A 26460-nucleotide genomic window follows, 5' to 3' on the forward strand; every position below is an offset into this window, starting at 1 on the left:
AAAAAACGGCTTTGTGTTTCAAGGGGTTGAAACACGAAGCCGTTCTGTTGTTATACTAATACAATCGGTGTAAAAGTAAACAATATCGGTGGTGGGGGTAAGTGGTTAACTATTCCATTAGCCACATGCGAGCACTTCTACCCGGTACATAGAATTTGTGCCACTGGGTGGTAATGTATTGCACATCGTTGCTCAAGGTATCGCGGTAATTTCTGTACCACCATAAGTTATCAGTAGATGTATTCACCCAAATATCCTGACCGTCAGAGCATTTGTTTATGCCTACAACACCTTCATGATCGCGCTTGAAGAGAATGACACAGTCATTATGACTAACCACTTGCATTCCGGCACCTTGAACGCCGTTGTGGAATTTAATCATGCCTTTAATGTCATTGCGTTTGTACAAATCGACCCAACGATTGTCGCCGCTTTCATTGTTATCTGAGTAAAGTAGAGGTACTCCGCCATCGCGACCTAATACATAAGCATTCGCTAGATACTCGTCGGTTGGGTCGAGTAGCTGATAGCGAAAGCCGTCATTGAGCGGAATATCGTGAGTGATGCTAAAAGTAATAGCTTTATCGCCCGACAATGCTTGTCCATATGCACCGGGGTCAACTAACGAATTCATAGAGCCGACAATGCTAAATGCATTACGTATTTGTGCAAACAGTGGGAAATCGTACGCCGAATGGCCTGTTGCCGACAAATAAGGTGCAAGAAAATTGTCGTACTCACTAGAGCCTGCACCGCCCGTGGTAATTATTTCACCAAATACGTGTACGCCATTTTTGATATTACTGTCGAACACCGCGTTGATATGGTAGTTGGTCATATGTTTTGCTGCATCAACGCGAAAACCTGTAACCCCCATACTCTTTAATGCTTGTAGGTAGGCTTTCTGCTGTGTCACTACCCAATTGTTTGGATCAAGGTCAGGAAGGCCTGGATCAGGTGGCGCGCCACATAGTCGATTGTATTGCACATCGCCAACGTCGCTATAGTTACTAATACATTTTGGGCCGCCCTGATCGAAAGTACCGTGGAAGTCACCACCGCCGAACAAGCTGCTGCTAACGTCACCAAAAAGCGTGATGCCGTTGTAGTAACCTTGATTAGACGCGTATTGCTGTAATACCTCACTACCAGGGTAGTTTAAGTCGGAACGTTTCCACGCCTCATTCGCCATATGGTTGAAGACAATGTCGGCATAAGTTTCAACACCATTTGCATTTAACGCGTTCACCATGGCTTGAAAATCATTGGTGTCACCTAATGGGTTATCGATAACACGGTAGTCTTGTGGTTGGTACCTAGCCCACCATTGTCCGCCTGTCGACTTATATGCAGGCGAAACAAGCACCTTGGTATAACCTAAATCAGCAATTTCTTGTGCTTTGGCTGCAACATCATCGTATTTCCAATTAAACGCGTGCAATATAACGTCGGCATAACTCTGGTAGCTAAAACTGCTGAGCGCTATACCGAAAAGTACGCCAGTTGCGTGTTTCGTCATCTTCATAAATAGTCCTATTTTTATGGCAATGTGGATAACAGATGTACGCAATGCTTACATTATGTTTACAATTAATAAACATTATGCATACGTATTCAATGTACTTTTAATAGACAGGTGAGGTGAAAAAGAAGCGTTCAGCGTCAATAAAATGCGTTAGAAGTCAAAAGCCTTGATGTAACGATTATCTCGCCTTGGTTGCACAGCATTGCTTAAACTTTTTATTGCTGCCACAAACACAAGGAAGGTTTCTTCCGTATTTTATTTTCCCGCAATCATCATGCAATGTACCGTCGTGATAACGCCAACGACCGTCTTCAACTTTGAAATTAGACGTTTCGTGAAGCTGGTACATGCTTTTTCTTTCAAAGTAATACGCAGTAAATTCTACCGTTGCACTGTTGTTATCAACACCTGACGCAGACGTTGTACTTGAAGTATCGTGAGAAGGGTGGACGTTAAGCGCAAACCATGTAGCGCCTTGTGCACTTTGTGCTAAGTCTTCAACCGACATACCTTGCTGCTTTTCATTTGTGTAAGTGTCAAAAATATACTGATATTGCTCGGTGGCATAGGCTGAAAAGCGAGAGCGCATGAGTTGTTCAGCTGAGTTAGGTTTTTTATCACCTTTGATAAAAGGTTCGCAGCATTCTTTGAAAGGCAGTGATGAACAGCAGTAACAGCACATAAGACAACTCGTAAGTTAGGAGTAAAGCAAAGCGCACTAGTATAAATATAACCGCCCAGAGTCCCAAATTTTTCTAGCGTAAGGGATGATAGTAAAACCGTAGATGGCAGTCCTTGCCAAAGGTTCTAATATTGCTTGTTGAAAAACGTTAATGCTAAGCGACTTACCAAGGGCCCAGTGCAACGTTTTGTACGTCATTGATATTGTTAACTCGCACATTAACTAAGCTAACCGAATATAGCTCACAAAGCTTTCTTATCATTTCGCTGTCTGTGGGCTGAAGGTCTAAATCAATATTTTCCACATACAAGGTCTTACACTGGCCGCCAGTGATGAGCTTGCTGATCCATTCTGGAATTTTTTCCCTTTCAGGCTTTTGAATACGAATGGCGTGGTCAACCGATTTAGAAAAAGACACGGTATTTGAGAGAAGGTAATTCCAACCTTTATCGTTACCTGACTTTCCGTTGCTTTGCTTTTCACTAGGGAACCCCTCAATGGGAAGAGGAAGTTGAACTACATTTGAAACCGAAGCGCGCAATGCATTGAATCGTGAAACTGAAGATGTGTTCATATAATTACCCTTAATGTTTTTAACGCGTAGGCTCATCATGTAAACCTATTTGCTTATACTGTTTGTTTGTACAGTGTGTATGTGTATACAGTATTAATAAATTTGAACTTTAGCAAGTGTTTAATTGTACTTTTTTCAAACACACTGGTTTTTGGCTTTTAACTCACTAAAAATTAAAAGAATTTTTAATCTCGAGGGCTCTGTGGAAAGTATTTTCAGGCTAAATAAGATAAAGTAGCCGAAATTTTTGAACGCAAAGTACTGTATAAAAAGTGCTGTATACAACTGGAGGGCGTGTTGAGCGCACTAGTACATTTAGGTTATTTAGGCATGTTTCTATCGGCATTTTTGGCCGCCACCATTTTGCCTTTTAGCTCCGAGGTAGTGTTAAGTGCTTTGTTCGGTAGTGGTTTAAATGGCTTTTTATTGCTATTTATTGCTTCGTTAGGCAACGTGTTGGGCTCGATAGTTAACTATGTATTAGGCTATAAATTTGGAAAAGACATTGCTACTCAAAAACTGAAAGTGAGCGATGTTGCGTTTACACGGGCCAGCGATATGTTCACTCGGTGGGGAAAGTGGAGCCTATTTTTTTGTTGGGTTCCTGTTATTGGTGACCCAATTACGCTAGTTGCTGGAGTGCTTAGAAGCCCTCTTTGGTTTTTTATACTTGTAGTGACCATTAGCAAAACAGCGCGATACACGGCGCTGCTTTATGTACTCTCTTAGAAAAACACGATTTTTATAGCCTTGCTGCTTTTAAACGGTTTTTAAGGAAAGTTTCTTCTAAGCTTTCACGTTTGTTGCGGAAGCTTTTTTAGAGCTCGCACTTTTTTGGCGGGCTCTCTGAGAATTAATATACCAGCGCTTAATTCTGGGGCTCATAAGTAAGATTCCAAGCATCCAGTACCATACTGGCTCTTGCCAAAAGGTCTTTTGTGACCAGCTAAAGTGAAGTAGTGCTAACGGTAATATAATGTAAATACTGTTATGAAGCTTTTGCCACTTTCTTCCCATGTTACGCTGAATACGCTTAAACGATGTCGCTGTAAGTGCTACAAGAAGTATTAGCGCCAGCATCCCAACAATAATATAGGGTCTGCTTACTATTTCACTCGCCACCAACGTCATATCAAGCTGAAGCTCAAAGAATACGTAAGTGAACAAATGCGCGAAGGCGTAAACAAAGGTATAAACGCCAATCATACGTCTAAACTGCATAGGCTCAGGGCTAGGCAGCCATTTGGCAAGCGGGCTTAGCGTAAGTGTGAGCAAAAGAAAGTGAATGGCCCACGTGCCAGTTTCGTTTATTAGCGTGTTTACAGGGTCTGGGCCTAGCTGGTCGGTAATACCTGCAAAGAACAGCCATACAAGGTAACCCAGTGCTAATACGTGAATAATTCCTTTAAGGCTTTGGCGTTGCCAAACGGCTAATCGAAGTGGTTTCTTTCTTAAGGGCATTAGTAAAACAACCTAATAGGGTGAGTTGGAAAACTTGGCTTGAACTCTTCAGTGCTAATTAAATGCAAAAAAACAGAGCTTGCGTGTTACGCCCATATCCGCTTGCGAATAATGAGCATAGACGGCATCAGTAGTTACGAGCTAAGTTCATGTCTTTGTATAAAGGCGCCACTTCGCTGTAGCCGTTGAACATTTGTGTATCAATGCGGTTCCTTGCAAGCAGTCCGCCTGTAGTTATCCTGCGCTCGCTAGCCTGGCTCCAACGAGGGTGCGATACATTTGGGTTCACATTGGCGTAGAAACCGTATTCATTAGCAGCAAGTCTGTTCCATGTAGTGGGAGGCTTTTTATCTGTAAGACGAATACGCACAACCGACTTAATGCTCTTGAAGCCATATTTCCACGGAACAACAAGCCTTATGGGGGCGCCATTTTGTGGAGGAAGTGTTTTACCATATAAACCAACCGCCATAAGCGTTAACGGGTGCATTGCTTCGTCAATTCGCAGCCCTTCTACGTATGGGTAATCAATACCACCACCTGTGAGGCGATTTCTTTGCCCGGGCATTTGTTTGGGGGCGTAAAGTGTTTCAAAGGCCACATATTTTGCAGACATTAAAGGGTCAGCTTGTTTTAACAATGCGCCAAGTTCGAAACCAATCCAAGGCACCACCATAGACCATGCTTCAACACAGCGCAGGCGATAAATGCGCTCTTCAAGAGGGAAGCGTTTAGTAAGTGCATCGTGATCAAGTTCGAGCGGATTTTTCACAAGGCCGTCTACTTTCAATGTCCAAGGGTTAGTTTGAAAGTCGGCGGCATTTTTAGCTGGTGCATCTTTAGACGTGCCAAACTCGTAGAAGTTATTGTAGCTGGTCACTTTATCTTCAGGTGTTCTGGTTTCGGGTATTTGGAATTTCGGGGGCTGAGTAAATTCAAGGGCCTTTCTCTCAATAACTTCTTTTTCGTCATCGTCTCCCCAAAACCACCCCGACGCACCGGCTGACTTCGCTAGCAGTGTCGATGCCCCTACAAAACCAAGCGACTTCAAGACGCTTCTACGGTTCATATAAATCTGTTCATCAGTAACATGGTTGTCGTTCAGTTTAACTGAGGGCTTAAATGGCTTTGGCATTACATCACCTTATTCATGAAAAATGGCTTTTACTTCGCCTAATACTGTTAGCTACGTGAGGGAAACAGGTAAGTTCAACGTAATAAAAAAGACCGCACATGCGGTCTTTTTATTTCAAAATAATTAGTAGAAGCAATACGGTTTACATATGAAGGCTATCTTGAATGCCACCTTGTTTTGGAGAAAATATATTGCTGTAAAGGCGCGAGGCAAACTCGTCGGTCATGCCAGAGATATAATCAGCAAGAACTCGCATGCCATTGTTGTTTTCGCATGCTTTGCGCCATCGCAGCTGTGTATTTTCAGGAAGAAGGCGGTCGGGATCAGAGGCAAAGGCTTCAAACAGTTCCATTACCACCAGCTGCCCTTTATATTCAAGAAGCTGAACGTCAGGGCGGCGAATAACTTTGTTAAACACAAAGCGTTTAAAAAGCTCTAGCGCTTCGGCAAACTGTTCAGGCATTGTTGCGTTAAATGCAAGTAACGGGTGGGTAAATCCATCTACGCCTTTAATCTCAATGGCAGTGATAAAACTGTTAACCAACGCGCCAATTGCATTTTTTCTTTCATGGTGAGCGGCACTAAACAGTTTATGAGTCAGTGTTTCTATGTTGTCGGACAGCCAGGGCACATCAAATGCTTTTAATGGGGTAGTGACATCGTCTATGAAGTGATGTTTGTCGACCATGTCCATTACAATAGCGTCTTCCAAGTCGTGAATACCATAAGCAATATCGTCAGACAGCTCCATAATAGAGCAGTCAAAAGACTTAAACCGTGTTTTGCTATGACCATCAGGCTTTGATGAGAACTGCATAAACGCGTCTTTATCTTCATGGCTAAATGGCGCAAGTAACCAGTCGAATAATGACTCGTCGCAGCGGAACAATCCTTTGGGCGGATGCCAGTCATGAGCTTTAACTTGTCGAAGCGAAAGCGGACGTTCTGGTGTTGGTGTTTTGCTGTGAAGGGCATCAATAAAATTGGGATACTTAATCAAGCCCAGTACGCTTCTTCTGCATAGGTTCATGCCATGCTCTGCAGTGTAAGGCTCCAGCTGAGTGATGATCCTGAAAGTTTGGCCGTTACCCTCAAAACCGCCGTGTTGGTGCATCATATAATTAAGCGCTATCTCACCGCCGTGACCAAAAGGCGGATGACCAATGTCGTGGGCTAAACATAAGGTTTCAATTAAGGTGGGGTCTAACGCTAGGGTGTTGGCGATATCAGGAAACTTTCCGCACAGCTGCGCAGTAATGCCTGTTCCAATTTGTGCAGCTTCCAGCGAATGAGTAAGTCTTGTGCGGTAGAAATCACTCAGCCCCACGCCAAGTACTTGAGTTTTCGCCTGTAATCGGCGAAACGCGGCACTGTGTAGTACGCGGGCTTTATCGCGCTGATATGGGTTTCGATGATCGCCATCACGGGTTTCGCTACGGGGGAGACGACGCTCGTGTAATGCTAATTCCCATTCGCTAATTGCCAAGAAAACCTCGTTGTTTGCTGTAAGTTTAATACCTAGTTCTCTATCAAACAGCACTCCGTTTCACAGAGCTTTGTTTAATCTGTTTTGCTAAACACTTATTTCTAAACATCAAGTTGTAACAGGTAAATACTGTTTTTGTTACCGTGTTCTTATGACATCGCAACCATAAGTATTCCAAATTCACTTGCGTTACATATCATCCAACGTTATTTCATCAAGGCTCAATGAAAAGCTAGGCACGTATCGGGTTAAAAAGTAGTCCACTTCTTCAGAGTGGTACTCTTTTAAGGTTTTGTCTAACCGCTTCTTCGCAAGCTTAAATTCTTGGTTACCAGCAGCGAGTTCTTCAAGCGTTTTTAGATAAGCGCACAGCACGTCGGCCGCTTTTACGATAAAGGCTTCTTCTTCACTGTGATAGTGGTGGTCAATAAGTGCAGCATAGTCTTCACGAAACGCCTCAGGCGCCATTTCGATCAGTTTGTTCTCTGCAATCTTTTCAATCTTTTTATATTCTTCTTTAATCGCCGGGTTGAAGTATTTCACAGGAGTAGGGAGGTCGCCAGTTAGCACCTCCGAAACATCGTGAAAAATTGCCATGGTAGCGATACGGTCGGGGTTCAGTGTGCCGCCAAAAAATTTATTTTTAATAAGCGCAAGTGCATGGGCCACCATAGCCACTTGTAAGCTGTGCTCTTGCACGTTTTCCGTGCGCACATTGTGCATAAGCGGCCAGCGGTTTATAAGCTTTAAGCGCGCTAAATGAGCAAAAAAATGACTTTTATCAGACACGCTAGGCCCCTTGCTTGTAGGTTCTAAAGAAGTTGCCAATACGATGCAGCGCAGGCACCAATACATCGCTGTGCGGCAAAAATACTAATCGGAAGTACGTGCCTTCAGTAAGGTTGAACGCGCGCCCATGTACCAGCAGAATTTTTTCAGAACTTAGTAAGTCCAGCACCATTTGTTCATCGTTTTGAATGTTGAATTTTTTCTCATCCACTTTAGCAAAACAATACATGGCACCTTTAGGCTTAACGCAAGAAATGCCGTCTATGCCATTTAGCATGTCAGTGGTTACGTCGCGTTGTATGCGTAAGCGCCCGTTTTCTTTTACCAAGTCGTCAATACTCTGATAGCCGCCTAGCGCAGTCTGAATGGCGCTTTGGCAAGGTACGTTAGCGCACATTCGCATGGAAGACAGAATATTAAGCCCTTCAATATAATCAGACGCTAATCGTTTATTTCCGCTCACCACAAGCCACCCTGAACGAAAACCAGCTACGCGGTAGTTTTTGCTTAGGCCGCCAAAGGTTACAAAGAAAACATCGTCTGCCAGCGACGCAATACTGGTGTGTTTTGCCTCGTCGTATAAAATTTTATCGTAAATTTCGTCGCTAAATACGACTAAGCCATGCTCGCGGGCTACTTCAACAACCTCTTGCAAAAGGGCTTTGTCGTAAACTGCACCAGTAGGGTTATTGGGGTTGATAAGCACGATAGCGCGTGTTTTGCTAGTGATCTTGCTTTTTATGTCATCAATGTCAGGGAACCAACCCGCTTGTTCATCACAGCGGTAGTGAACAGGGGAGCCCGACGACAAGCTTACTGCCGCAGTCCAAAGCGGATAGTCAGGGCTTGGAATAAGCACTTCATCACCATGGTTAAGCAAAGCTTGCATCGCCATCATAATCAGCTCAGATACACCGTTGCCAATATAAACATCGTCTACACGTATATCTTTAATATTACGCTGCTGGTAGTACTGCATCACGGCTACGCGGGCGGCATAAATTCCTGTTGAGTCTGAGTATCCTTGAGACGTAGGCAGGTTATGAATAACGTCTTTTACAATATCGTCAGGGGCTTCAAAACCAAATGGAGCAGGGTTTCCGATATTTAGTTTTAATATACGGTGACCTTCGTCTTCCATTTTTCGTGCTTGTGCAGCGATGGGGCCTCTGATGTCGTAACAAACGTTATCTAATTTATGTGAGCGAGATACAGTTTTCATGGTCTATCTGGTTGATTTACATACCCTGAGGTTATCGCAATCCAAACGCTTATGCGATGGCCTTTTTGCGGTTTTTCGGCATATTAGGGCACTTTTTTCACTGTTTGTTTAATAAATAGACATTTGGCGAGATAAGTGTCCGCTTATCATTCGGGTATAAAATTTATGTTAATAGCTTGTGAACTTTTCATTCTGGGCCTATCGTAGTAATAAGGCGTGTAAAAAACGCGTTAGTAACAAACAGGCTAACAAGCAGAGGTGATTAGAATATGTCGCACCATTTCAAAGAAACACCAGAGAATGCGATCACGCAAAGTGGTATAGCGCGCGTTATTCCTTGCAAAGAATTAGACGTTGGCGATCCGATAAAGTGGTTGTCACTCGCACTCAGAGACGCGATGCGTGCCCCAGGTCTTACGGTCTTTTATGGCGTGCTGTTTGCTGTAATTCCGTGGTTTATTATGTATTTAGTTCAAATGACAGGTTGGCACTTGGTTATTCTTCCCGCCATTGTTTGTTTTATGTTGGTCGGCCCATTTTTGGCAGCTGGCCTATATGACATAAGTTGGGAAATGGAAAAGGGTCATAAGCCTACGCTTCGTCATTCTCTTCGCGCCATGCGCCGAAATGCCATCAACGAATGGGGTTTTGCCCTATTGCTTATGGTAATGATGATATTCTGGTTACGTGTTGCGTCACTTATTCATGCATTGTACCCATCGTACATGGGGGACGATTTAGAAAGCTTACTGCCGTTTTTAGCATTAGGTACGATTGTTGGTGCTGTCTTCACGCTTGCTATGTTATTCATAACGGCGTTCACGCAGCCAATTTTGATGGAACGTAAAGTTGACTTGGCTACGGCTGTACTCACTAGTGTGAATGCGGTGTGGCTGAACAAATTGCCTATGTTTATATGGGGGGCCATCATTTTTAGTGCAGTTGCCATTGGGTTTGTGACTGGCTTTGTTGGCTTCATCGTTTTAATGCCAATTATTGGTTATGCGTCATGGCATGCTTATATTGATGCTATAGAAATAAAACGCGAGCGCAAATACGAGTAGATAAGCTGATTTTTGTAATTTTATTACTTGAATGGCATGGCTTTTAGGCAGCTTACTCGCTTAAAACGCAGAATAAATTGTTAAAATTACAGTTTTTAGGCCCCGAAAGGGGCCTTTTTACTTTTGTGCGTTATATTTCTTTTTTTCAAGTGCATGCTTTGCTATATGCATTAGTAATATAAAATTGAAAAAGATATATATATTTCATGGTGTTAGGGTTTTAATACTTTGCTAACAACTTGATTTACCATCTATTTACTCTCGTTACACAATCTTTCAACAGATAATTCCTCACTCTTGGTACATAAATAAAGAGCGTTGAGCAAATTAAGTGCTTGCTCAGCTAACACAAAGAGCGTGCTTAAAGCTCGATGACCACCTTTTATTTATATATTGAGGATCAAAAAATGAAATTATTTAATACCGTAAAAGCACTCGCTTTAACCGCGACCGTTGCGTTTAGTATTAGTGCGAATGCGGCTGCACCGCAAAAAGAATTGCGTTTTGTGGGTGAAACCCAGTTCGCAGGGTTTTGTAAAGCCGTGATCAACGATGATATTCGAGTTCTTCGCTCAAGCCTTTCACGCAATGTTGGCCGAATTGGCGCTAGCCAACGAGAAGTATTGCGTATGGTGACATCTGAGGAGGGATTAACCTGTAATGGAAGCAGCCTTATTGAGTTTTCTGTAGAGCGTAACGCAAACGCGGTATATGAATACTTAATATCGCGAAGCTAAAGCATTGGACGCGGTAAAGTTAAATCCAGAGAAAGCGGGTTAGGTTTCATATATTTGCATTAATAATGCTGACAGCGAAAACTAGACCCGCTTTTTATCTTTAGTTGGCTATTTTAACCCATGTAGCCACACGTGCTTTGCTGGTTCTAAACAGACGTTGTGTCTTAAACCTAAGCTTTAACAGAAGCACGTAAGCGAGCGGCACCAAGAACAAGCTAGTTAGTGTTGAGAATACTAGCCCGCCAATAATCGCAATTGCCATTGGCGAATAAGGAGGTCCATCTCCACCGATACGTGTACTTCCCATAGCAAGCGGAACAAGGCCCAATACCGTTGTTGCTACCGTCATCAAAATAGGCCTTATACGCGTCATACAGCCCTCAATTACCGCTTCATATAGCGACAGGCCTTCATTAATCAGTTGGTTAATCCTGTCGACCAATACTATGCCATTGTTAACCACAATACCCATGAGTATAAGCATGCCAATCATCCCCATGATAGACATAGACGTGCCTGTTACCATAAACGCCCAGAAAACCCCGGTGAATGAAAACAGCAGCGAGGTTATGACGGATGTTGGAAGGACTAACGACTCAAACAAAGCTGCCATCACAACATAAATCATACAAAGTGCGAGCAACATATTCATTTGCATTACAGCGTTGGCTTCATCTTGGCGAGAAAAGCTTCCGTCAAGGGTCCATTTATAGCCAGTTGGAAGAGAAAGGTTAGACAATGCTTGTTCAATTCTCTCGCGAGCTTGCTCAGTAGTGGTTTCACCTTCCAAATTTGCCCCAATAGCCAGCGCCGTCTGGCGATAGCTTCGGTCAATTTGAGATAACTGTGGTACCACAGAAAAATCGGCAATCATATTTAGTGTTACTGACTGACCCTGCGTAAATCCAATATTGATGTTTTTAAGCTCGCTTAACGACGCTTCAATATCGCTGCCAAACTTAAGCTGAACTGCTACTTCGCCAGCGTCACCATAACGAAAAGTGCGTAAATTACTGCCGCGAAGTGCCGTAGAAACAAGGTTGGCGACGTCATTAACTTGAATGCCGAAACGGTTTGCTTTCTCGCGGTCGATGCGAATTTGTACTTCGTCACGCGTAGAACCTGTATCGGCTTTAACGTCTTCAAGGCCGTCAATTGCAGAAAGGATAGGAACAATTTGGTTTGAAATGTTAAGCAACGTTTCTGAAGAGTCACCAAGCAGGGTTACTCTTATACCACCGCCATTGCCTTTATCCCACTGAAAAGACGGGCGCGCACGTACAAAGGCGGGCATGTTTTCGCGAATATCGTCTTTAATTTTGCCTACACTTACAGGCAGTTCATCATTTAAGGTAATACCGCTTACCGCGTGGCCTGCAGTAAAGTAGGTATATACCTGCTTAATATGAAAACGCGCTTGATTTTCATAGAGGTAGGCCTCCATTCTATCTACAGTCTTCTCGACTTCTTCTAGCGTGAAGTTTTGCGTTACATGGTAATTAAGCCAAATACGCTCTTGGTTATCGTTGCCTTCATCATCTGAAGTAACCACTTGCATGGGTACAAAGGTAGACGCAAGAATAACTAAGGCAATAATGCACGTTGCACCTTGATGTTTCAGCATCCATTTAAGTGCACGCCCGTATCGTTCGATATAAAACGGGGTTTGTGGGCTTTTTACCACAGGAATTTTAACTTTAGTGGTTAGCAACGGTATAAGCGTTTTGGCAATAAAGAGCGACGCAAAAAGGGATATACAAATGGCCACGGCCACATGCTCTAAGAAAATAGTCACGTCTATTTTTACCCCAATAATATTAGGTAAAAACACAATAGCCGTGGTTGCAGTACCAGCAATAACAGCAAGACTCACTTTATTTACGCCAAGTTGTGTTGCGCGTTCTACATCCCTTACTTGTTGCCGCTCTTGGAAGACGCTCTCAGTAATCACGACGGCGTTATCTACCAACATTCCCACTGCAAGCATTAGCCCCATCAGCGATAAGATATTTAGCGTATAGCCGAGTAAATACATCACACCTAGCGCAATACAAATAGAAAAGGGCACTGAAAGCACCACAATTAACGTAGTGGTAAGCTGACGCAAAAACAGATACAGCACAATCACCGATAGCAATGCCCCTAATAGGCCAGCATTGAGCAAGTCGCTTAACGATGATGTAACGCTTTTTGCGGTATCATCCATGACAAATAAGCTGATTCCAGCAAACTCGGGGTCTTCTTTTGCTTTTTCAATAACTTTCATTACTGCGTCAGACACTTCAACGAGGTTACTGCCAGATTCGCGAAAGACGTTAAATCCCACTGCAAAAGTGCGGTCTAAATGACGACCTTCATAGCGTTGTGGTAGTTCGTAGGTGACACTGGCAATATCTGACAAGCGAACACTGCGGTTAACCCACATGTTTTTGAAGTCGTTAACGTCGGTAAATTCGCCGGTAGGGTTAACCAGTATTTTTTCACCATTGTTGTACATGTAGCCCGCGGTAAGCGAGAAATTCGCGTTTTGAAGCTGTTGTTCTAAACGCGTACCGTCAATCTGATATGCCGCCATTTTCTTGGGGTCTAAGCGAATGGTGATTTGGCGTTTCATTGTGCCGTAAAGCTCAACTTTTGATACTCCAGGAACGCGTTCTAATGGACGCTTTAGGTTTCGTTCAAGCAAGTCATATGCGTGAGATAGGTCTCGATCGCTCGATACTCGAAGTTGAAAGATAGGCATATCGTTAGTGTTAAATTTATACACCATGATCCGTTCTACATCGTCGGGAAGCTCGTGACGTATCGCATCAATTTTTTCGCGAGCTTCAATACTTTTTGCCTTAAGGTTCTCGTCCCAGTCGAACTCTACAATAACCTCGGCCATGTTGTCGTAAGAGCGGGCTCTTAAGCGTTTGATTCCCGACATGGTGGCAATGGCCTCTTCCACGGGGCGCGTGATCATGGTCTCGATCTCAACGGGCGTTGCATCAGGGTAGGGGATCTGTACTACCATTTCAGGAATATCGATACCTGGAAACTTCTCTAAAGGCAATAATCGTCCAGAGACAATCCCAAAAAGCAGCATAGATAAAAACAGCATACCTATGGTCACTGGTTTATTTAGCGCAAAACGTGCAAGAGATGCGCCTATTCCTGCAATTTTAGAAAGCTGAGGCTGTGATGTATGTCTTGCTTCTTGGCTATTTGATGCGCCATTGGCTGAGTTGTTAGAAGGTGCACTCATAATGCACCTCCTTTCGACAAAGTGTCTTGCTCACCAAAGTTTATGTCAGAGTCTGCCTTAGTATTTGCATTGGTTTTTGCCGTACCTTTTTGTTCAAAGCTCTTTTTAACGTCGAACAAGCTATAAAGCACAGGCAGTAAAATGAGAGTTAACATGCTTGCAAACAAAAGCCCGTAAATAACAGTGATGGCCATTGGGGTGCGAATTTCTGCACCTTCACCAAAGCCAAACGCCATGGGTAACAAACCTAATATTGTTGTTAGCGTTGTCATAACAATAGGACGTAAGCGGGTTTTCGCAGCATCGAGAATAGCGGCGTCTTTGTCTAAACCTTGACGGCGAAGCTGATTGATACGGTCAACCAAAACAATGGCATTGTTCACCACAATGCCACACAGCATAATTAAACCGATAAATACCACCACATTTAGCGGCGAGTTGGTAAGCCACAAACCGTATATAGAACCTGCACCAGCAAGTGGCACTGCAAATAGAATAAGTAGCGGATGTAGTAACGATTCAAACTGTGATGCCATAACCAAGTAAACCATAAACACCGCAAGCGCTAATGCGAACTGAAGCGAGCGGAAGCTACTTTGCATGTCTTCACTTTGCCCCGTTACCGCCGCGCTTAACGACAGTGGAAGCTGAGTTTCATCAATGATTTGGTTAGCAATCACAACCGCTTCATCAAGGTTACCTTTTGCTAAATTTGCAGATACAAGTGCCACTCGCTGCTGGCCTACACGGGTAATTTCGCTTGGTCCTACGCTCATGTACACGTCGGCTACGGCACTTAGCGGAATAGGCTGTGCTGCACCAGGGTTGATTACAATTGCTCGCACGCTTGCCATGTTATCTCTCTGGTTTTCTTGTGTTCTTACCAGTACATCAACTTTTCTGTCTTCAACGCTGTATTGAGTGGCTACGCGGCCACCTATTTTCGCTGCGATGAGCTGAGAAACGGTAGATGCGTCTAAATCAAGGCGAGCAAGTTTAGCGTGATGAAACGCAATTTTAAGCTCTGGGTTTCCATCACGAATGCTGGTGGTAACGTCGGCAAAATTACTGAAACTGGCTAGTTTTGTAGCAATTGCGTCGCCATATTGTTGCAGTTGGTTTAAGTCGTAACCAGCAATCTCTATTTGAATCGGTGACGCAAAACTAAATAATTCTGGCTCAGAAAACGTCGCCTGAACCTGTGGCTTAAATGCCAAGTGGTCGCGAAGTGCACGCTTAACATCTGCCATGTCTGTATCTGTGGCCATTGGCTGCATTACAATATTTAAGCGTCCCCAATGGTCGCCACCTTGATTAGGCGCAGCGCTTATTAAGCTGCCTGTTCCTGACATAGCATAAGTGCGAAGCACTTTTGCATCGTTAGCTGTGGCCACTGCTGCTAGTTCGCCAATAACGGCATCGGTACGCGTAAGCGGTGAGCCAGCAGGTAGCGTGACCTCTACCGAAAATTCACCTTGAGACAACGTTGGAATTAATTCCATGCCCAGTTTTGGTACTAGCATTACTGCGCCAGCGGCCACAGCAAAGGCGATAGACATCACTAAAACTCTTGCGCGAAGGCTCACACGTAGCAGCTTTTCATAAGCTGAAGCAAGTAAATCAAAGCCTTTATTAAACACCCAGATTAGCGGTCTGAATGCTACACCCAGTACCTTGCTTAGAATATGCCATGCGCCTATCACCAACGTGAACAATGCAGCGGGTAAAAATACAAAGATAAGTCTGAACACCCATCGAATTGGCAGGGTAATGTAGTACATTACTTTTCCAATTTTTGTTGTAGGGCGCGAAGGTGGTGGGGTAGTAAACACATCTTCGTGGTCTAGCTGCTGCTTTTTCCTTTTGTGTGCCATCGCAGGAATTAGTGTTAATGCGACAACAAGCGACGCCGCTAACGCAAATGACACGGTTAACGCCTGGTCTTTAAACAGTTGTCCAGCAATACCTTCTACGAATATTAGCGGTACAAATACTGCCATGGTGGTGAGTGTCGAAGCCACGATAGCACCAGATACTTCTTTGGTGCCTTCGCTGGCAGCCGAGCCCTTAGCACTGAAATCCTCTGCAACTGATTTATCGCTGTCAGGCCCTTTTAATTTTCTGTGGCGATCGATATTTTCAAGCACAACAATGCTATTATCGACAAGTAGCCCAACTGCTAGGGCAATACCCCCTAAACTCATCATATTTAGGCTTATGTCGTTGGCATACATCAGATTGAAAGTGGCAATGACTGAAACTGGAATCGACACCGAGATAATTACCGTTGCCCAAAAGTCTTTCAGGAAAAGGTAAAGCACTAACATAGCCAAAATACCGCCCATCACTGCGGCAGATTTCACGTTATCTATGGCCTGTTTAATAAACACGCTCTGGTCGTAAATTTCGCTAAGCGTATAGTTTGCAGGAAGGCTGTCGTTTACTTCATTTAAGCGGTTAGCCACTTTTTGCGCGACGTTCACAGCATTGGCATCACCTTCTTTATAAATGGCAATTTCAATGCCTTCGCTGCCGTTAAACCGTGTAACGACGTCACGGTCTTTATATGCACTTTCTACTTTTGCCAAGTCTTTAAGCTGAATATTTCTGCCCTCAAAGCGGCCAATAAACAGGTTTTCAATATCATCAAGTGTTTCAAACTGGTTAAGGGTTCTTACTAAAAACGCCTGAGCCGCATTGTCAATTCTACCGCCAGCAGCGTTTATGTTTTCAGCGCTAACACGGTCAATAATTCGAGTAATAGGAATAGACAGTTGGCTGGCTTTTTGTTGGTCTATAAGAATGTGGATTTCGTTTTCTAATCCACCTCCCACGCGCACCGCTGCCACACCTTCTGCCGATTCTAAAGCTCGTTTAACTTGTTGTTCAGCGTACAGCCTCAAGCGCTTCATTTGCGGTATGCTCAAGCTTGAAGTATCGCTTTGCGCGGTAAGGCCCAGTTTAATGACAGGGTCTAAACTTGGGTTAAACCGCAGTAATCTAGGCTTTTCGATGTCGAGGGGAAGTTGCAGTACATCAAGTTTTTCACGCACTTCTAAGCTTGCGAAATCCATGTCGGTCCCCCAAGCGAATGACAGCACAACATCAGACTGGCCCGCACGGGAAGTTGAGGTCACTTTACGTACACCCTTAACGACGCCAATGGCTTCCTCAATTGGCTTCGACACAAGTTGCTCTACTTCCCCGGGAGCTGCGCCGTCATAGTCGGTGCGAATGGTAAGAGTAGGATAAGAAAGGTCGGGCAATAAATTGACTGAAAGTCTGCCTAACGACACCATTCCGAATAACAGCACCGCAAAAGTGAACATACTTACGGCAACAGGGCGCTTTACAGCTATATCTACGATACGCATGATTGGAATTCCTTGTTTAGCCGAACTAGCTGTTTACAACTTCAACTGGAGCACTGTCTTTCAAGTTTTGGTGACCAGCAGTCACTACTTCTTCATTGCCGTTTAAGCCATTAATAACTTCAACAACTTCGTTGTTTTCAAAACCCGTCGAAATGTCTACTTTTTTGACTTTGCCGTTGTCTACAACAAATACACTGTGATTATTGTCTATCGTGACAAGTGCTCTACGTGGTAAAAGTTTGGCGTTTGCGTGCGTTGCATACTCAAGAGAAACATCGGTAAACATGCCAGCTTTCAGCTTGTTATCGTTGTTTGGAACTTTTAACGTTACTTTGAATGTGCCCGTATTGGCGTCAATGACTGGGCTAATACGCTCTACGTTGGCGGTGATTGTGGTGTCGCCCAATGCCGCAATCGTCAGCTTAGCGCCCTGACCAATAACCACGTTCGGAAGCTCATTCTCAGGTAAATACACTATGCCTTGAAGGTTGCGCTGTTGAACAATGTGAAACATTCTTTCGCGCTGAAACGATTCAGTCAGGTTACCGACCTTGGCATTTCTCTCTGCAATGTATCCGTCTATTGGGGCGGTAATGGTGGCTTCTTTTAGGTCAAGTTCAGCTAAGCGCACTGAAGCTTTAGCAGATTCAAATTGCGAGGTAAGTTTGTCGTAGGTGTCGTCGCTAATCAGCTTTTGAGAATATACTTTATTGACCTTTTCAAGTTCACTCTCGATCCCTGCCAAGTCAGCAAGTGCTTTAGACAAATTTAATTCATAGCGACGCTTGTCGAGTTGTGCAAGCACTTGCCCTTTTTCGACATAGTCACCTTCCTCAACAAAGATTTCTTCAATAATGCCCGACGCTCTCGCTACGACAAACGCTTCTTCACGTGCCTCTAATATGGCCGTCGTATCGTAGGTAGATGTAATATCGCCTGTGACGATAACTTGGGTTTCTACAGGAATAGCAAATACAGTTTCTTCAACAGACTCTGTATCGGCCTTAGCATCTAATGCATCAGCGTCAGAGCATGCACTCATTGATAAAGAAAGGGCGACGATACCACTACCTAGCAAAAGCTTGAGTGCCGTAGGTGTGAAAGGCAAAAGTGAATTTAGCGATAAAACGGGTGAAGTGTTGCGCGTTGTAGTTTCCATGGTCAATAACCCTAACGTTAATGTCGTTATATAATAATGACCATATACAGCAGCTAATATGCCAAAGATGTTAAATAATGTTAAATGCTAACAATATCAATTGGTTATATGTGTAACAAAGGGTTTCTAGGAAAAAGCCAACCTCAACGATTGGCTTTTTGTACTAATGCTTAGCGATAACCGCTAATAAGAGGTTTATTCCACTAAAGTATAAAATTAATTACGGCTAAACGAAGTGTGATTAAATCACGCTGGTTTAAACCAGAGAGTAGCTAGTGGTTACTTCAACTTTACCTGTGAGCATGAGTATTACGGAACAATACTTTTCTGCTGAGAGTTGAACAGCGCGAGCCAGTGCTTTTTCACTAATGCCTTCACCCGATACGGTGTAGTGGGCGTGAATTTTAGTAAATACCCGAGGCGGCTCTTCTGCACGCTCAGCATCCAGTTCACAGTTGCAGTCAGTAATGTTAAAACGGCCTTTTTTAAGAATATCAACGACATCAATACTTGAGCATGCTCCCACCGCCAAAAGTACTGATTCCATGGGTGAAACAGCGTTTCCGCTTCCATCCATAACGGTTTTGTAACCGCTATCAGTTGTGCCAGTAAATGTTAGGTCTTGATCCCAAGAAACACGTGCTTTCATTGTTTTTCCTGTTGTCATAAAAGTAAAAGAGGCTGCAAGACTGCTGTATATTGTGAGCGTCGGTGCAGCAAAAGCATGTTTTGCTTATTTATTAAGGCGAACAGCGTCAGGGCTAAGTGTAATTTTCTTTTGCTTATATAAAGCACCTAGTGCTTTCTTATAAGCGGCTTTGCTCACATTAAAATGAGAATAAATCGCTTCCGGGGCACTTTTATCGGTTAGCGTAGATATGCCCCCATGCGCTTCCAGGTCATCCAAAATTGCCTGTTGAAGGGCATCTCGACCACCTTTATCAACACGTTGAAGCGCCACGTCCACTTTACCATCTTCGCGAATGGTTTTAATCACTCCGTCAGTGGCTTGCCCCACCTTAAGTGGTTTAAAGGCGTCGCTGTGGAAAATAAGCCCAAGGCTTTTTTCGTTGATCACCACTTTAAAGCCTAAATCTGTCTTTGCATATACTAAGCACTGTACCGTATCACCCTCGTTTAAGTAGGCACTACTTTCTTTCAAAAAGTAGTGAAGCTTAGTCGCACCTAAAATTCGTTGGGTTTTATCATCAAAAAAGGTATGAACAACATAGTACATACCTGGGTTAACAGGCTGCGTTTGGTAGTCGTTGGGAATTAATAAATCATTGTCTAACCCCCAGTCGAAGAATGCACCAAAATTGGTGGCTGAAACTGCTTTAAGAACTTTTGTTTCACCTACTTGAGTGAGCGGCTTCTTCATGGTGGCATATAAATCGCCTCGCTGGTCTGTACCAACAAAAACGTCGATCTGTTGGCCTTCAACTAGCGAAGTTTCTACTTCATCAATCGCAAGAGTAACGGTTTGCTGATCATCAGCATCATCTATTTCTATTACGCTGTCTTGCTCGTCATGTTTTTCGACAAGTGGCGCTAAAGCGTAGCCAAAAGGGTATTGGGCTACTACGCGTAATGTATTAATTTTTCCAATATTTATCATCAGCACTGACTTTTTAAAAAGAACAGGTAACATGATACTGGAATGAACGTAAGAGCTAAACCATTATGAAGTTAAATTGCGATTTAGGAGAAAGTTACGGTGCTTGGTCGATGCCGATGGAATCAGACATCATGGCACAGATTGATCAGGCGAACATTGCGTGTGGTTTTCATGCAGGCGACCCTTTGGTGATGAAGCAAGCCATTCTTCTGGCAAAACAACACAATGTTGCCATTGGAGCACATCCAGCCTATCCAGATTTACAAGGCTTTGGCAGACGCAGTATGGCTATCGCTTGTGAAGAACTTGTTGCAATGATTCAGTATCAAGTTGTTGCGTTGAGCGGCATGGCTGGAGTTTGCTCGGCGATGGTTAGTTATGTAAAGCCTCACGGTGCGCTATACAACGACATGATGAAAAACACAGAAGTAAGGCGCACAGTCATGCGAAGCATTGCTGAATTAAACGCGCGGACATCACGTGTGCCTTTAACGTTAATGGTTCAAGCAACGTCTCAAAATGAAGCACTGCTAAAAGAAGCAGAAGAGTGGGGGCTACCTTTGTTTTTTGAAGCTTTCTCTGACAGACGCTACACCGATGAGGGATTGTTGCAGTCCCGAACAATTAAAGGTTCAGTGTTAAATGAAAATGAAGCGCTTCTACAGGCAAAGCAGCTTTGCTCAGCAGGAACGGTCACCACTGCATCGGGAAAAACGCTGCAAATTGAAGCTGATTCACTTTGTGTGCATGGCGACACTAAAAATGCAGTAAACATTGCGCGAAAAATCAGAACATTTCTATAAATCTGCCTCATAAAAAACACATTTAATAAGAACAATATGAGTCACTGTATAAAGGATTAAAGATGCAAGCTTTTGGAAGCGTTTCGCGAGTAGTTACAGCAGGTGCCGACGCTATTATGTTGTATTTTGACGGGGCGAACTTGGATGAAGCAAATAACGCCTGTCACCAAATGCTTTCAGCTATTGATAAACAAAAAGTAGTGACGACAACTTCGCCTGAAAACGCTGATGAGAGTAAGGTTGATGTGAAAGCGCGTGTAAGTAGTTCATGGAAGTGGCTTCGAGAGTGTGTGCCTTCATACGACAGCCTGTTAATTATTTTTGATATGGCGTTAATTGATAGCCATGGTGTGTATCGCGCGTTACGAAGCTTGAATGTTGAAGTAATGAACCGCGGCAAGGCTGGTCAAGTCGACAAAGATAAAGAAAATTTAGGTGGCGCAGTGATAGAAATTCCCGTTTGGTACGGTGCCCCTAATGCCAGTGACTTGAGTGTGGTGAGCAAAAAAACATCACTGTCGATAGATGAGATTATTACGCTTCACACTAGTGTAACTTATAAAGTTTATGCCGTAGGGTTTTCGCCCGGCTTTGCCTATATGGGCGATATTCCAGAGCCGCTTAAATGTGCGAGGTTGGGCACGCCACGTAAGCGTGTGCCAAAGGGGGCAGTGGCAATCGCAGATAGGCAAACCGCGGTTTATCCTAGCGAGTCGCCTGGCGGATGGAATTTACTGGGATTAACTGCCTTTGACATGTTGCTGCATAGCGAAGAGCACAGTGAGTCAAGGTTAAAAGCGGGTGACATTGTAAAATTTGTTTCGGTAACAGAAAAAGAATATAGAGCAGGAATACAGGTCGTTATATGAGAATTGAAGTACTCAACAAAGGACTGTTTAGCCTTATTGTGGACAATGGCAGAGTGGGCCGTCAAAGAGACGGGTTTTGTGAGTCTGGCCCCATGGACAGCAACGCATTCGATTGGGCTAATTTTCTTGCATTTAATCTTGATGGCACCCCCTGTATTGAAGCGATAGGAGAGGTGAAATTACGCGTAGATCAAGACTGCGTCATTGCGGTTACTGGGAGAGAAGCGCATCTTAAAATAAATGATAAACCAGAGAGCACTTACCAAAGCCAAAACGTATTAGCTGGTGCAACAATTTCTTTTGGAAGTACGTTACTTGGCAGTAAAGTATATCTGGCAATTTGTGGAAACTGGCAAGTGCCTAAGGTAGTGGGAAGTGCATGTACCGTCGTTCGAGAAAAACTAGGTGGTCTAGACGGCAAGGGAAGCGCGTTGAGTGTTGGCGATTGTTTTGATATCCACGCCAACTCAAGGGTGAAAGATAGCGCTACGTGCCGCACACTTCCTAACCAGTATCGTGATGATTATGGCTTTGTAGAGTCAATACGCGTTATCCCTGGCTATCAGTTTTCAAGCTTTAGCCGCGTAGCGGTAAGAACATTTGAAACCAGTACTTACACCGTTTCTTCATCTATTGACCGAATGGGTTTTAGGTTTACGGGGGAAGCCGTTGCATCCGATATGGTTGATTTGCGTTCTGAAGCTATCCATTTAGGAGCGATACAAGTACCAGGCGATGGGCAACCTATTGTAATGATGCGCGACAGGCAAACCTTGGGCGGCTACCCCAAGTTAGGATGTGTTAGTCCCTGTGATATAAGTCGTTTGGCTCAAGCTGTGCCAGGCGAGAAAGTTAATTTTACTTTTCAACATGATGAAGAGGCGAGAGCAGACTGGCTATTAATGACAAGCAGACGCCGCCGCTTACAAGGAGAAATATTATGACAATTGCGTTTTTAAACGGTGATTATATGCCTCTATCTGAAGCACGAATTTCTCCGATGGATAGAGGTTTTTTGTTCGGTGACGGCATTTACGAAGTTATCCCTACCTACAAAGGAAGGGCGGTAGGCTTTAAAGGGCATACCACTAGAATGGCTCAAGGCTTAAAAGCCATTGAGATCAAAAATCCATACACCGTGGACCAGTGGCAAGACATCTTATCGACGCTGGTAGAAAAGAACACGGCTTTTATTGAAAGCGGAAATATAGGTGTTTATTTTCACGTGAGTCGCGGAACAGATACCAAGCGCTTTCATGCGTACCCTAAAAACATAGAACCTACGGTGTTTGGCTTTGCTTTTGAAATAGCGCCGCCTCAGCCCACCATTGCATCAGACGCAAAACCATTTAAGGTAGCGCTTCAGCAAGACAAACGCTGGCAACGTTGCCATATTAAATCTACGTCGTTGCTAGGTAACGTCATGCACTACCAAGCTGGCGTAGATGCAGGAGTAAGCGAGACTATCCTGTATAACAGCGAAGGTATGGTAACAGAGGCGAGTTCATGCAACGTATTCATCGTGAAGGATGGCTGTATCTCAACACCACCATTAAATCATGAACTTCTTCCTGGCATAACGCGAGCAATTGCAATAGAAGCTTTCAAACAAGCAGGCTTGGTTGTAACTGAAACTTGGTTTAGCAAAGAAGCGTTACTTGATGCTGATGAAGTCTGGCTTACATCGTCAAGTAAAGAAGTGGCGCCTGTTATCGAAGTTGATGGGAAAACAATAGGATCAGGTCAAGTGGGGCCGGTTTGGGAGAAAGCAATTAACGCATACCAGGCCTACAAATTTGAAGCATAAACGAAAAAGCCCGCTGTTAAGCGGGCTTTAAGTTTTGAAGCTGTTTCTACTTATTCGGGAGCGTTATCGCAGTTACCGTCTGTACACTCACCATATAGATAAAGGCTGTGATGAGTTAGCTTCATCTTGTGCTGTTTAGCAATCATTTCTTGGCGTTCTTCGATAATGTCATCTTCGAACTCAATGACTTTGCCGCATTTCAAACATACCAAGTGGTCGTGATGATCTTTATGGCTAATTTCGAAAACTGATTTTCCACCTTCAAAGTGATGGCGGTTTAGAATACCTGCATCGTCGAACTGGTTAAGTACGCGATATACGGTAGCAAGACCAATCTCTTCACCCTGTTCAATTAGAATTTTGTAAACATCTTCAGCGCTAATATGTTGGTTTTCTGGCTCTTGCAGAATTTGTAAAATTTTTAGGCGAGGCAGAGTGACTTTTAGCCCTGCTTTTTTCAATTCTTTATTTTGATCCATTACAACCTACTAAGAACGAGTGAATAAGTATTTGGTGGTTATTATAGGTAAGTTGAAACAATTTAAAAGAAAAACCGTGGAAACTTTGTTTTGTCGCCGAAAATTTACCCATTGTGCAAATTTCCCAAATTTTGCTATTGCCTTGCAGGTCGCGTGGCATGTGGCCTGACCAGCATGTAAGTGCAAGATAACGCTGATAAATATGCGAAATAAGTAAAACTTTTGATGCATTGAATTAACATCCTGTTAAACTAAACTTAAAGGGGCGGAAAACAGCCTCTGGTTTTTGGCATGTTTTTATGATGGAAGTGCCCATGCAGTTAACGATTATAAATAAAATTACCTTAGGCTTTGGTCTATTCGGCTGCTTACTATTACTCACCAGCGTTCTCTCCTATTTCGGGCTTAGTAGCATCAAAGATTCTGCGCAAGATGTTGTAGAACAAAAAATGCCAGTTCAAACCAGTATGGTAAAAGTCAAAACGGAAATACTGTCGTTGTCCGTAATTACTGCCAACGGTTACCATGTAGAGGGAAGAGAAGAGCTTCGAGCTAACAAAGATACGTTCGATACTTTGTCTGCTGACTTCTCTAACGACCTTGCAAAATTAAATGCTTTAATGCCCAACAACGCCATAGCAAAAAATGCTATTGCAGTGAGTTTAGCTTATGTGAATAGCAGCAATGAAATGTATGCTGCGATTAACACAAGGATGAATATTGAGAAGGCCCTTGCCGCACAGCTTGAAAAAGTGTTGATGACAGCTGATGAAGCAAGTGCTCTTATGCTCGACCTTTCTTATTTAGAAGGTGATAACCCGAGTATTGAAACACTTATTGGTGCAGGTACTGCGGTTGATAATAAATTACTAACAATGAACGATTCTTTCGTTGAATTGGCAGAAACAAGCAACGCTGCGCAAAGTGCCAATATTATCGAAGACTTAGAGTATCAACTTAGTAATCTGCAGGTAGACAAAGACTATGTAAACCGCCTGGCTATTGGCATAGACGATGGCGGTACCATTGAAGCTTTTAATGAACAATACGCGTTGCTTATTGATGCGGTAAAGGGTTCGAGTGGATTAATTGCTTTGCAGCGTGAAAAACTTATCGAAGTTGAGAAGGCGGCTCAAGCCCAAAAGCGCGCAATAGAAGCCTTAGAAACTGCGCTTACCGACATCAATTCTTTATTTGATTCGGTGCAAGCACAATCTCTAGAAGGGCAAAACGCTATTCTTGAGTCTGTACAAGCTAATTTAGTTCGCAATATCGTAGTTGCGGTAATCGGTTTAACCGCCGCTGTCCTTTTAGCTTTCATCGTTACACGTAGTATTTCTAGACCACTTGGCAGAATAAACAAAGGGTTAAGTTTGCTTAGTAAAGGTGATTTAAGCACCAAGTTGCCGCAAGAGGGCAATGATGAGTTTTCTGCGCTCTCAGCAAAGGTGAACAGCTTAACGGATAGCTTGAGAGAGCTGGTTGGTAATATTTTAGAGCAAGAGAAGCGACTTATCGACATCACGAAAGAAAGCATCGAGCTTGGAAATAAAAGCCTTTCTGAAGTAGATAAACAACGAGAACAGGTTACGGTCACTTCAACTAACACCAAAAACGTGCAGGACAAAAGTCGAAGCAACCTTGTTCAGATTAATGATGCGATGGAAGCGCTACGCGATATTACACAGCAAAGTAACGATATTGGTCAACTGGTTCAAACAAGCAGCCAGCAAGTGAGCGACCAAGCTAAGCAGGCTGAATCTTCAGCACAAATTATCGGCCGGCTGGATGACAATTCACGTAATATTGGCAGTATTTTGGATGTAATTAAAACCATTGCCGAGCAAACCAACTTGCTAGCGCTTAATGCAGCAATTGAAGCTGCAAGGGCCGGCGAGCAAGGCAGGGGCTTTGCCGTTGTAGCTGATGAAGTTAGAACCCTGGCAAATCGCACACACGATTCAACAGAAGAAATAGAGCAAATGATTGGTAATTTGCAAAAGGACGCGGCACAAGCGGTTAAAGCTATCAATGCAGGACGTGAACAAGCGCAAGAGGGCGTGCAAATTACGCAACAAGTGTCTCAACAAGTTGAAAGTATTCGCGAAATTATTGAGCGCTTAAGTAACATCAATGAACATATAGTTGCTGATACAGAGCAGCAAGATGTGCTGCTTGCTGACGTAGCGAAAAGCTTGAATAAAATTGTATCGCTTGCTGATTCTAGTGCACAAAGCACCAGACAGTCGAATGAATCCACTATGATGCTTGATGCGCAAACGGAAAGTTTGAGAAAAGCGGTAGAGCGTTTCCACCTTTAGTCGGTAAAAACCACACTGTAAGCATCTAGCATCAGTACTTTAAAAATTACCAATAAAAAACCGCTCGTTGAGCGGTTTTCTAAGTTTTATCAAGCCAAATGCATCGAC

The 26460-nt window shown here is 43.5% G+C and carries 22 protein-coding genes; 8 read left to right on the plus strand and 14 right to left on the minus strand.

Translation table 11 applies throughout. The annotated features are described in order from the left end of the window. Positions 1-109: 109 nt before the first annotated feature. From ACHUFN_RS17665 to ACHUFN_RS17675, 3 genes are all read right to left on the minus strand, one after another. Complete coding sequence (locus tag ACHUFN_RS17665) at positions 110-1525, minus strand: alpha-amylase family protein (protein WP_394223974.1); 1416 nt, start codon at positions 1523-1525, stop codon at positions 110-112. Between the two features lie 178 nt (positions 1526-1703). Next, positions 1704-2207 carry a YchJ family protein gene (locus tag ACHUFN_RS17670; RefSeq protein ID WP_394223975.1) on the minus strand — a complete coding sequence of 168 codons (504 nt, stop codon included), beginning with the start codon at positions 2205-2207 and terminating at the stop codon, positions 1704-1706. 163 nt (positions 2208-2370) lie between these two features. Further along, on the minus strand, positions 2371-2781 hold the full coding sequence (locus ACHUFN_RS17675; RefSeq protein ID WP_394223976.1) for a deoxyguanosinetriphosphate triphosphohydrolase: 411 nt from the start codon (positions 2779-2781) through the stop codon (positions 2371-2373). A gap of 330 nt (positions 2782-3111) precedes the next feature. Here ACHUFN_RS17675 and ACHUFN_RS17680 point away from each other — a divergent pair, with 330 nt between their 5' ends. Further along, positions 3112-3510, plus strand: a complete 399-nt coding sequence (locus tag ACHUFN_RS17680; protein ID WP_394224045.1) for a YqaA family protein — start codon at positions 3112-3114, stop codon at positions 3508-3510. Positions 3511-3567: 57 nt separating this feature from the next. Here ACHUFN_RS17680 and ACHUFN_RS17685 read toward each other — a convergent pair whose 3' ends face one another. From ACHUFN_RS17685 to ACHUFN_RS17705, 5 genes are all read right to left on the minus strand, one after another. Beyond that, a complete protein-coding gene (locus ACHUFN_RS17685) occupies positions 3568-4242 on the minus strand; it encodes a protein-methionine-sulfoxide reductase heme-binding subunit MsrQ (RefSeq protein ID WP_394223977.1) in 675 nt (224 codons plus the stop codon). A gap of 127 nt (positions 4243-4369) precedes the next feature. Continuing rightward, positions 4370-5377: a protein-methionine-sulfoxide reductase catalytic subunit MsrP gene (msrP, locus tag ACHUFN_RS17690; protein ID WP_394223978.1), complete on the minus strand. Its 1008-nt coding sequence runs from the start codon at positions 5375-5377 to the stop codon at positions 4370-4372. 142 nt (positions 5378-5519) lie between these two features. After that, on the minus strand, positions 5520-6863 hold the full coding sequence (locus ACHUFN_RS17695) for an anti-phage deoxyguanosine triphosphatase (RefSeq protein ID WP_394224047.1): 1344 nt from the start codon (positions 6861-6863) through the stop codon (positions 5520-5522). Positions 6864-7052: 189 nt separating this feature from the next. Next, on the minus strand, positions 7053-7652 hold the full coding sequence (gene yfbR / locus ACHUFN_RS17700) for a 5'-deoxynucleotidase (protein ID WP_394223979.1): 600 nt from the start codon (positions 7650-7652) through the stop codon (positions 7053-7055). A gap of 1 nt (position 7653) precedes the next feature. Further along, positions 7654-8874, minus strand: a complete 1221-nt coding sequence (locus ACHUFN_RS17705) for a pyridoxal phosphate-dependent aminotransferase (RefSeq protein WP_014998627.1) — start codon at positions 8872-8874, stop codon at positions 7654-7656. A gap of 269 nt (positions 8875-9143) precedes the next feature. Between ACHUFN_RS17705 and ACHUFN_RS17710 the strand changes: the two genes are divergently transcribed. Beyond that, a complete protein-coding gene (locus ACHUFN_RS17710) occupies positions 9144-9938 on the plus strand; it encodes a DUF2189 domain-containing protein (protein WP_394223980.1) in 795 nt (264 codons plus the stop codon). Positions 9939-10345: 407 nt separating this feature from the next. Continuing rightward, on the plus strand, positions 10346-10675 hold the full coding sequence (locus ACHUFN_RS17715; protein WP_394223981.1) for a DUF3718 domain-containing protein: 330 nt from the start codon (positions 10346-10348) through the stop codon (positions 10673-10675). A 100-nt stretch (positions 10676-10775) separates the two neighbouring features. Here ACHUFN_RS17715 and ACHUFN_RS17720 read toward each other — a convergent pair whose 3' ends face one another. The 5 genes from ACHUFN_RS17720 to ACHUFN_RS17740 all read right to left on the minus strand — a co-directional run bounded on the left by ACHUFN_RS17720 (position 10776) and on the right by ACHUFN_RS17740 (position 20073). Next, complete coding sequence (locus tag ACHUFN_RS17720) at positions 10776-13922, minus strand: efflux RND transporter permease subunit (RefSeq protein WP_394223982.1); 3147 nt, start codon at positions 13920-13922, stop codon at positions 10776-10778. After that, positions 13919-17296 (minus strand): efflux RND transporter permease subunit, encoded by a 3378-nt coding sequence (locus ACHUFN_RS17725; protein WP_394223983.1) that lies wholly within the window; start codon positions 17294-17296, stop codon positions 13919-13921. Before ACHUFN_RS17725 ends, ACHUFN_RS17720 begins: the two co-directional genes overlap by 4 nt. A gap of 25 nt (positions 17297-17321) precedes the next feature. Further along, positions 17322-18455, minus strand: a complete 1134-nt coding sequence (locus ACHUFN_RS17730; protein ID WP_394223984.1) for an efflux RND transporter periplasmic adaptor subunit — start codon at positions 18453-18455, stop codon at positions 17322-17324. A gap of 256 nt (positions 18456-18711) precedes the next feature. After that, positions 18712-19104, minus strand: coding sequence for an OsmC family protein (locus tag ACHUFN_RS17735; RefSeq protein WP_394223985.1), 393 nt, complete (start codon positions 19102-19104; stop codon positions 18712-18714). An 84-nt stretch (positions 19105-19188) separates the two neighbouring features. Continuing rightward, on the minus strand, positions 19189-20073 hold the full coding sequence (locus ACHUFN_RS17740; RefSeq protein ID WP_394223986.1) for a CvfB family protein: 885 nt from the start codon (positions 20071-20073) through the stop codon (positions 19189-19191). Positions 20074-20138: 65 nt separating this feature from the next. Here ACHUFN_RS17740 and ACHUFN_RS17745 point away from each other — a divergent pair, with 65 nt between their 5' ends. The 4 genes from ACHUFN_RS17745 to ACHUFN_RS17760 all read left to right on the plus strand — a co-directional run bounded on the left by ACHUFN_RS17745 (position 20139) and on the right by ACHUFN_RS17760 (position 23552). Then, positions 20139-20876, plus strand: coding sequence for a 5-oxoprolinase subunit PxpA (locus ACHUFN_RS17745; RefSeq protein WP_394223987.1), 738 nt, complete (start codon positions 20139-20141; stop codon positions 20874-20876). 62 nt (positions 20877-20938) lie between these two features. Next, positions 20939-21745 (plus strand): 5-oxoprolinase subunit B family protein, encoded by an 807-nt coding sequence (locus tag ACHUFN_RS17750; RefSeq protein ID WP_394223988.1) that lies wholly within the window; start codon positions 20939-20941, stop codon positions 21743-21745. Beyond that, positions 21742-22689, plus strand: a complete 948-nt coding sequence (locus tag ACHUFN_RS17755; protein ID WP_394223989.1) for a 5-oxoprolinase subunit C family protein — start codon at positions 21742-21744, stop codon at positions 22687-22689. The genes ACHUFN_RS17750 and ACHUFN_RS17755 overlap by 4 nt, the downstream gene beginning before the upstream one ends. Next, positions 22686-23552 carry a D-amino acid aminotransferase gene (locus ACHUFN_RS17760; protein ID WP_394223990.1) on the plus strand — a complete coding sequence of 289 codons (867 nt, stop codon included), beginning with the start codon at positions 22686-22688 and terminating at the stop codon, positions 23550-23552. The genes ACHUFN_RS17755 and ACHUFN_RS17760 overlap by 4 nt, the downstream gene beginning before the upstream one ends. Before the next feature lie 50 nt (positions 23553-23602). Here ACHUFN_RS17760 and fur read toward each other — a convergent pair whose 3' ends face one another. Then, complete coding sequence (gene fur, locus ACHUFN_RS17765; protein ID WP_394223991.1) at positions 23603-24031, minus strand: ferric iron uptake transcriptional regulator; 429 nt, start codon at positions 24029-24031, stop codon at positions 23603-23605. A 314-nt stretch (positions 24032-24345) separates the two neighbouring features. Between fur and ACHUFN_RS17770 the strand changes: the two genes are divergently transcribed. Further along, positions 24346-26352 (plus strand): methyl-accepting chemotaxis protein, encoded by a 2007-nt coding sequence (locus ACHUFN_RS17770; protein WP_394223992.1) that lies wholly within the window; start codon positions 24346-24348, stop codon positions 26350-26352. Positions 26353-26460 lie beyond the last annotated feature (108 nt).

It is taken from the genome of Alteromonas gracilis (assembly GCF_043642145.1).
Taxonomy (GTDB): domain Bacteria; phylum Pseudomonadota; class Gammaproteobacteria; order Enterobacterales; family Alteromonadaceae; genus Alteromonas; species Alteromonas gracilis_B.

Bases quoted from the DNA above. Each gene is read 5' to 3' on its own strand.
- ACHUFN_RS17675 (WP_394223976.1), bottom strand. From the start codon at position 2,781: ATGAACACATCTTCAGTTTCACGATTCAATGCATTGCGCGCTTCGGTT.
- ACHUFN_RS17755 (WP_394223989.1), top strand. From the start codon at position 21,742: ATGAGAATTGAAGTACTCAACAAAGGACTGTTTAGCCTTATTGTGGAC.
- ACHUFN_RS17735 (WP_394223985.1), bottom strand. From the start codon at position 19,104: ATGAAAGCACGTGTTTCTTGGGATCAAGACCTAACATTTACTGGCACA.
- ACHUFN_RS17720 (WP_394223982.1), bottom strand. From the start codon at position 13,922: ATGAGTGCACCTTCTAACAACTCAGCCAATGGCGCATCAAATAGCCAA.
- ACHUFN_RS17715 (WP_394223981.1), top strand. From the start codon at position 10,346: ATGAAATTATTTAATACCGTAAAAGCACTCGCTTTAACCGCGACCGTT.
- ACHUFN_RS17745 (WP_394223987.1), top strand. From the start codon at position 20,139: ATGAAGTTAAATTGCGATTTAGGAGAAAGTTACGGTGCTTGGTCGATG.
- fur (WP_394223991.1), bottom strand. From the start codon at position 24,031: ATGGATCAAAATAAAGAATTGAAAAAAGCAGGGCTAAAAGTCACTCTG.
- ACHUFN_RS17680 (WP_394224045.1), top strand. From the start codon at position 3,112: ATGTTTCTATCGGCATTTTTGGCCGCCACCATTTTGCCTTTTAGCTCC.
- ACHUFN_RS17770 (WP_394223992.1), top strand. From the start codon at position 24,346: ATGCAGTTAACGATTATAAATAAAATTACCTTAGGCTTTGGTCTATTC.
- ACHUFN_RS17710 (WP_394223980.1), top strand. From the start codon at position 9,144: ATGTCGCACCATTTCAAAGAAACACCAGAGAATGCGATCACGCAAAGT.
- ACHUFN_RS17725 (WP_394223983.1), bottom strand. From the start codon at position 17,296: ATGCGTATCGTAGATATAGCTGTAAAGCGCCCTGTTGCCGTAAGTATG.
- ACHUFN_RS17730 (WP_394223984.1), bottom strand. From the start codon at position 18,455: ATGGAAACTACAACGCGCAACACTTCACCCGTTTTATCGCTAAATTCA.
- ACHUFN_RS17665 (WP_394223974.1), bottom strand. From the start codon at position 1,525: ATGAAGATGACGAAACACGCAACTGGCGTACTTTTCGGTATAGCGCTC.
- ACHUFN_RS17705 (WP_014998627.1), bottom strand. From the start codon at position 8,874: ATGAAAACTGTATCTCGCTCACATAAATTAGATAACGTTTGTTACGAC.
- ACHUFN_RS17740 (WP_394223986.1), bottom strand. From the start codon at position 20,073: ATGATAAATATTGGAAAAATTAATACATTACGCGTAGTAGCCCAATAC.
- ACHUFN_RS17750 (WP_394223988.1), top strand. From the start codon at position 20,939: ATGCAAGCTTTTGGAAGCGTTTCGCGAGTAGTTACAGCAGGTGCCGAC.
- ACHUFN_RS17685 (WP_394223977.1), bottom strand. From the start codon at position 4,242: ATGCCCTTAAGAAAGAAACCACTTCGATTAGCCGTTTGGCAACGCCAA.
- msrP (WP_394223978.1), bottom strand. From the start codon at position 5,377: ATGCCAAAGCCATTTAAGCCCTCAGTTAAACTGAACGACAACCATGTT.
- ACHUFN_RS17670 (WP_394223975.1), bottom strand. From the start codon at position 2,207: ATGTGCTGTTACTGCTGTTCATCACTGCCTTTCAAAGAATGCTGCGAA.
- ACHUFN_RS17760 (WP_394223990.1), top strand. From the start codon at position 22,686: ATGACAATTGCGTTTTTAAACGGTGATTATATGCCTCTATCTGAAGCA.